Here is a 6,259-nt window from a genome sequence, read left to right on the forward strand (position 1 = left end):
CGAATTTGAAGTCTTTTCTGAACGAAACCCCCTACTATCTGTTGTCAAGGTTCAGTTTTTAGCTTGGTTATCGCTTTTTCCATTTTAGCTTCAAGCCGTCGTAAAACGACGGGGTTTTAACCCAAATTTTCGATAAAAAAAAGACGGGGTTTTCACCCCGTCCTATTTGCTAAGAATTATGACAAATCCTTGACTTGTGATACTAATTGTGCTACCACATCTTGAGCGCTACCAAAGAGCATAAAAGTTTTGGGATTGTAGAATAATTCGTTTTCTACCCCGGCAAAACCCGATCGCATACTCCGCTTAATCACGATCGTGTGCTGTGCCTTATCCACGTCGAGAATCGGCATTCCATAAATCGGACTAGCCTTATCGTGACGGGCAGCGGGATTAACCACATCATTCGCCCCAATAATTAACGCCACATCGACGCGCTCAAACTCAGGATTAATATCATCCATATCGTAGAGTTGGGGATAGGGAACATTAGCTTCGGCCAGTAATACATTCATGTGACCGGGCATTCTTCCCGCCACGGGGTGAATAGCATATTTAACCTCAACGCCATTTTTTTCCAACTGTTCAGCCAATTCTCGCACCGCGTGTTGTGCTTGGGCCACTGCCATGCCGTAACCGGGTACAATCACCACAGAACGCGCATAACCGAGCATCATTGCCCCTTCTTCTGAATCGATGGCATGAACCGATTTATCAAGGCTAGAAGTGGCGCTCGCTTTGCCCCCGGCACTAGCACCTGTACCAAATGCCCCAAATAGTACACTAGCCAGCGATCGATTCATGGCTTTACACATGATCTGAGTCAGGATAATCCCCGACGCACCCACCAAAGCACCGGCGATGATCAGCATACTATTCATCAGGATAAAACCGACTACACTAGCGGCAATCCCCGAAAAAGAGTTTAAGAGGGAGATAACCACGGGCATATCGCCGCCGCCGATGGGAAGCACGAATAAAGCCCCAAAAATTAGGGAAAGTACCACCAAGGTCAGGAAAACATCGATCGAGGTGGGATCAAAAAAGAGATAGACACTACCCCCTAAAAAGGTGAGTAGCAAGAGAATGTTAAAGGGTTGTTGGAAAGGAAAAGTTACGGGCGCACCAGTGATTAATTCCTGTAATTTGGCAAAAGCGAGGACACTACCGGTAAAAGTGACACCACCGATCAATACACCCAAAATAGCGATCAGTATCGAGTCAAAGGCAATATTTTCACCACTTTGCAGTAAACGCCAGTATTCGCCAATGGCAATTAAAGCACTAGCCGCGCCGCCTAAACCGTTAAAAATCCCCACCATTTGGGGCATAGCTGTCATCGGGACTTTTTGCGCCGAAACTAAGCCGATAATCGAGCCAATCACCAGCGCCACGGCGATTAAACCATAGCTGAGGATTTCTTGATTGATTAAGGTGGCAATAATGGCGATTAGCATCCCGATTGCGGCCAGAAAATTGCCTTGACGGGCGGTAGCGGGGGAAGATAATTGTTTAAGACCGATGATAAATAAGATGGCGGCGAGTAGATAGGATAACTCGATCCCTGTGGTAAGGGCATTATTCATGATTTAGCCTCTTTTTTCTTGAACATTTGCAGCATTCGATCGGTAACGACAAAACCACCGACCACGTTAACCATCGCCAAAATAACGGCAATTAGCCCTAAAATTACGGTTAATTCGTGCCAATCCGTGCCTCCGGCGATGAGGAGCGCACCGACAACGGCGATACCGGAAATTGCATTCGCTCCCGACATCAGGGGTGTATGGAGAGTGGGAGGAACTTTATTGATCACCTCGAAACCGACAAAGGAAGCGAGGACAAATACCACTAAAGCGGTTAAAAGTTGGGCAGTCATTGGTTAAGTAAAAAGGGGATGGGGGATAGGGGATAGGGGATGGGGGATGGGGGATAGGGGATAGGGAGAAAAAGCTGATAGCTAAAAAGCCGATAACTGTTCACTGAGGGCGGATTTAATGCGTTGGTTGCGGATTTCGCCGGCGTGGGTGACACAGGCGCTATCAATGATGTCATCGGCAAAATCGAGGTTTAAACTGCCGTCTTTGCTGACTAGAAGTTGTAGCAGCATTTGCAGGTTTTTGGCGTACATCTGGCTGGCATTGGTGGCCACTGTGGCAGGAAGATTAACGGCTCCGACGATTTTGACCCCATTAACGATGATTTCTCGTCCCGGTTGGGTGTAGGCGCAATTTCCGCCCTGTTCCGCCGCTAAATCAACGATTACCGACCCCGGTTTCATGGTGGCGATCATTTCTTTGGTGACTAGCAGCGGGGCCTGTTTCCCCGGTACTTGGGCGGTGGTAATCACCACATCGGCTCGCTTAATTGGTTCCGTTAGGGCTTGACAAATGCGCTCCTGTGTGCTAAGAGAAACCTCTTTGGCGTAACCGTTATCGGCGACGGTATCTTCTTCTAGGGGCATTTCAATAAATTTCGCCCCGACACTCTGCACTTCTTCTTTGACTTGGGGACGAATATCAAAAGCCTCCACCACTGCCCCCAAACGGCGGGCGGTAGCGCAAGCTTGCAATCCAGCAACTCCTGCCCCCAATACCAGCACTTTGGCCGGGGCGATCGTACCGGCGGCGGTAGTCATCATCGGGAACATTTTCGGCAGCTGCACGGCGGCGAGGAGTACCGCTTTGTAACCGGCGAGGTTAGCCTGAGAGGAGAGGGCATCCATGCTCTGGGCGCGACTACTGCGGGGAATTAATTCCATGCTCAAAGCTGTAATCCCGCGCTCGGCTAATTTGGCAATGCGCCGGGGCTGACGCAGGGGATCGAGAAAGCCGATGAGGATACCACCATTTTTCAGGCGATCGATCTCGCTATCGCTAGGAGGGACGACTTTGAGAATAATATCGGCAGTTTCATAGATATATTCGCTGTTTTCGCTCAGGGCGGCTCCCACGGCACTATAGGCACTATCGGCAAAGTTAGCGCTAATTCCTGCCCCATTTTGGACAATTACCTCAAATCCCGCCTTGACTAAACGGGCGACGGTATCCGGCACTAGCGCCACCCGCGCCTCGCCTTGGTCACTTTCTTTGATTATGCCGATTTTCATGGCTGGGTTTCTCCTTAATAAGTCCTTCTCTTGTCCTATGCTGTTAGGGTAAGGGTTTCGTTAAATGCGATCGATCCCTTGGGATAATTTCGAGTCAAAATTGCTTTTCACTTCCATCCTAGCTATCCTCACCTTTCTGGCTCTTTTTCGGGCTGAATCTTAGGATTATCTTCAGAATTAAAGGGTTTTGAGTGGCATTGTTTGGGAATTTTTTTTACAATGATGAGGTACGAAGTTTTCGTTCTGGGGAACCCCGAAACGGTTAACATTAGACAGTCTTCGGTCTTAGATACCAGATTAAGTTATACTTCATCTTGATGAGAAGGGCTGTAATACGTCTCGACAATCTCAAAGTTTTACAGTTCTTTTAACTTCGATCGCAATTCCGCTAATTCTGCATCTACTGCTGAATCCCTGACGGTAGGTGGATAGGCAGTTTTACCCAGTAACATTTGTGCTTTTAGCAGTGCTAATTCATCATCCACATCGCTACTCGCTTCTAGCGTGAATTGATGTTCGATGCCGATGTCAACCAATTCACCGTCAGCTTGACTACTGGATTCTAACTGGATAAATTTTGCTTCCATGCGCTCAAAAGCTGAAGGGTAAATAGTATCTATACTGCCGATACTTTTTTCGTTAATCTTTCTTTCTAAAATTGGCAATTTTTCTTTCAGTTTATCAACTTGGATATTCAGTTTTTCCAGTTGATTTTTAATAATATTTGCGGTATTAATGTGATGTTTTTTCTTTATATTAGCTTCTTGTGCCAGAGACTTATCACCTTTATCTAGAGCGAGTTTAACTATTTCTTGCCATTTTAAAACCTCAGCTTGTGCCTGGTTGTACTGTTGTTCGGCTCTTTTTTGTAAGGCAATTACTTCGATAATTGAGGAACGTAAATTAGATAAATCATCCCGCATAATAGTGATGGTTAATTATGACTAGCAATTAATATTCCCTATCTCAACAACAAAATTAATAAATAGAGACGTACCATAGATAGTACGTCTCGATGCGCTCAAAGTTTTACAGTTCTTTTAACTTCGATCGCAATTCCTCTAATTCCGCATCCACTGCCGAATCCCTGACGGTGGTTGCTTGGGGTAAAGTGGGTTGACTAGAAGCTGTACCGGGTAATGCTCCCCCGGACATTCCTGCTTTTAGCAGTGCCAATTCATCCTCCACATCGCTACCCGATTCTAGTGCAGCGAATTGATTTTCGATGCCGATGCCACCCAATTCACCGTAAGCTTGACTACGGGCCTCTATCTGCACAACTTTTTCTTCCATGCGCTCAAAAGCGGACATGGAACTACTGGTATCGATACTGCCGAGGGTTTTTTGGAGTTCTTCGTTAGCTTTTGCGGCTCTGGAGCGAGCTACTAACATATTTTTCTTGGTTTTTGCCTCAGAAATCTTACTTTCGAGCGCAATCAAGTTTTTTCTCAGACTTTCTACCTGTACCGTTTGCTGATCCAGTTGATTTTTGAGAATGGCGGCGGTTTCCGTGAAATCTTTCTTGCGTTTAAGAGCTTCCCGGGCGAGAGTTTCATCCCCTTTAGAAAGGGCTAATTTGGCTCTTTGTTCCCATTTAACCGCTTCTGACTGGTCTTTGATGTATTTTTGTTCTGTTTGTCGTTGTTCGGCGATCGCTCTAGCGACCGCTTGACGTACCTGTACTAGATCCTCTTGCATATCACTGACAGCTTGCTCCAGCATTTTTTCTGGATCTTCAGCCTTGCTCACCATATCATTGAGGTTAGCTCGGACAACTCGGCTAAGGCGATCGAATAAACCCATGACGCTCTTGTTCCTCTCGGTGTGTACTAAATCGGTTAACTGTTCTTAAAATTTCCCATGTTGCCTAACGGCTTATTTTCCAATTTGACACTCTCCGCCCTAAAAGTGCGGAGATTCTTGGGCTGAATCCAGCCTCTACTAACTATGTTAGCTTTGGACTTACAGTTTCATATCTAGTCCGACTACACCTATAAGGCAAGCACTCTTAAAGACTACTCCCCAAGCGTAAATTTCTGTGTGTCCCACAGTATTTAATTGTTTTGCGTTCTGACAGTTTGGACTTAATTAAACACCATTGACTGTTAGAAATTTTTAGATCACGGAGTAGGAGGTTTAACCTGTTTCCTCACGTTCTCACGGTCGGAACCACCTGTGGGTATTTTAGCACAAGGCCATCCTAAAAGGACGGGGTTTTCAACCCAAATTTCTGATCAACTATAGAAGCAATCAGCAGTCAGTATTCATGAGTCAGATGTGAGTTTTCAGTTCACTGATTACTGTTTACTGTTCACTGTTCACTGAAAATACTTCCCACTTCCCACATTACCCATCCAAGTTTTCTTGTTTTAACTTGAGTAATTCGGCTTCAATTTGTTTTTGTCCCTCCAAATCTTGGAATTGTCGCTCTAAGGGGTCTTTATACTGGATTAAATCGGCTTGGGATTCGGCTTCTAAGACTTTTGCTTCTAATTTCTCGAAAATAGTCCCCATCTGACTGCTGTTCAAACTGCCCATAATTTCTTGGGCTTTTTGACTGGCACTCGCCGATCGCAATCTGGCCACATAAAGGCTTTTCTGTGCTTTCATCTCAGCATATTTGCGTTCAATTGTCAAGAGTTCTTTCTTTAACTTTTGTATAATAGCCGTTTGTTGTTGCAGGGAGGTTTGTAGGGGGGCGATCTGACTTTGATGGGTTTGCCATTGGCTGAGAGCTTGGCGGGCGAGTTCCTCGTTACCGTGATTTAGGGCTAATTGGGCGCGTTCGTGCCAAGTTTGGGCTGCTTTTTCCTGTTGTTGTCGTTGGCGCTCGGTGCGTTTCTGGGTAGCGACGGCTGCCGCCAGGGCTTGTCGCATTTGCATCAATTCCCCTTCCATCTCCAAGATCGCCTTTTCCAGTAGTTTTTCTGGATCTTGATTTTCCTGAATCAGACTATTGACTTGGGCGCGAATTGCTTGGCCCATGCGATCTAACAAACCCATTGCCGTCCTCCCGATAGGAACCCTAATAGTTTACCGAAGTGCCGCTCCTATCAATATTGACATCCTCACCGCCGTAAACGGACGGTGATTCCCAAACCTCACGATTTGGGTTTCTGCTTCTTTCCCTTGCGGGGTTCCGCACCTGCC

General features: G+C 46.2%; 6 protein-coding genes. All 6 read right to left on the minus strand.

Translation table 11 applies throughout. The features are described 5' to 3' along the window. Window positions 1-176 precede the first annotated feature (176 nt). On the minus strand, window positions 177-1,586 hold the full coding sequence (locus BGL89_RS20670) for an NAD(P)(+) transhydrogenase (Re/Si-specific) subunit beta (RefSeq protein WP_286827408.1): 1,410 nt from the start codon (window positions 1,584-1,586) through the stop codon (window positions 177-179). Further along, entirely contained in the window at window positions 1,583-1,879 is a 297-nt protein-coding gene (locus BGL89_RS20675; protein ID WP_002733247.1) for an NAD(P) transhydrogenase subunit alpha part 2, read from the minus strand. The genes BGL89_RS20670 and BGL89_RS20675 overlap by 4 nt, the downstream gene beginning before the upstream one ends. 81 nt (window positions 1,880-1,960) lie before the next feature. Continuing rightward, a complete protein-coding gene (locus BGL89_RS20680; protein ID WP_286827409.1) occupies window positions 1,961-3,109 on the minus strand; it encodes a Re/Si-specific NAD(P)(+) transhydrogenase subunit alpha in 1,149 nt (382 codons plus the stop codon). A 356-nt stretch (window positions 3,110-3,465) separates the two neighbouring features. Continuing rightward, entirely contained in the window at window positions 3,466-4,032 is a 567-nt protein-coding gene (locus BGL89_RS20685) for a PspA/IM30 family protein (protein ID WP_286827410.1), read from the minus strand. A 106-nt stretch (window positions 4,033-4,138) separates the two neighbouring features. Continuing rightward, window positions 4,139-4,912, minus strand: a complete 774-nt coding sequence (locus BGL89_RS20690; protein WP_286827411.1) for a PspA/IM30 family protein — start codon at window positions 4,910-4,912, stop codon at window positions 4,139-4,141. 543 nt (window positions 4,913-5,455) lie between these two features. Continuing rightward, window positions 5,456-6,112 (minus strand): PspA/IM30 family protein, encoded by a 657-nt coding sequence (locus BGL89_RS20695; RefSeq protein ID WP_286827412.1) that lies wholly within the window; start codon window positions 6,110-6,112, stop codon window positions 5,456-5,458. Window positions 6,113-6,259 lie beyond the last annotated feature (147 nt).

This window comes from Microcystis sp. LSC13-02, from assembly GCA_002282935.1.
Classification (GTDB): domain Bacteria; phylum Cyanobacteriota; class Cyanobacteriia; order Cyanobacteriales; family Microcystaceae; genus Microcystis.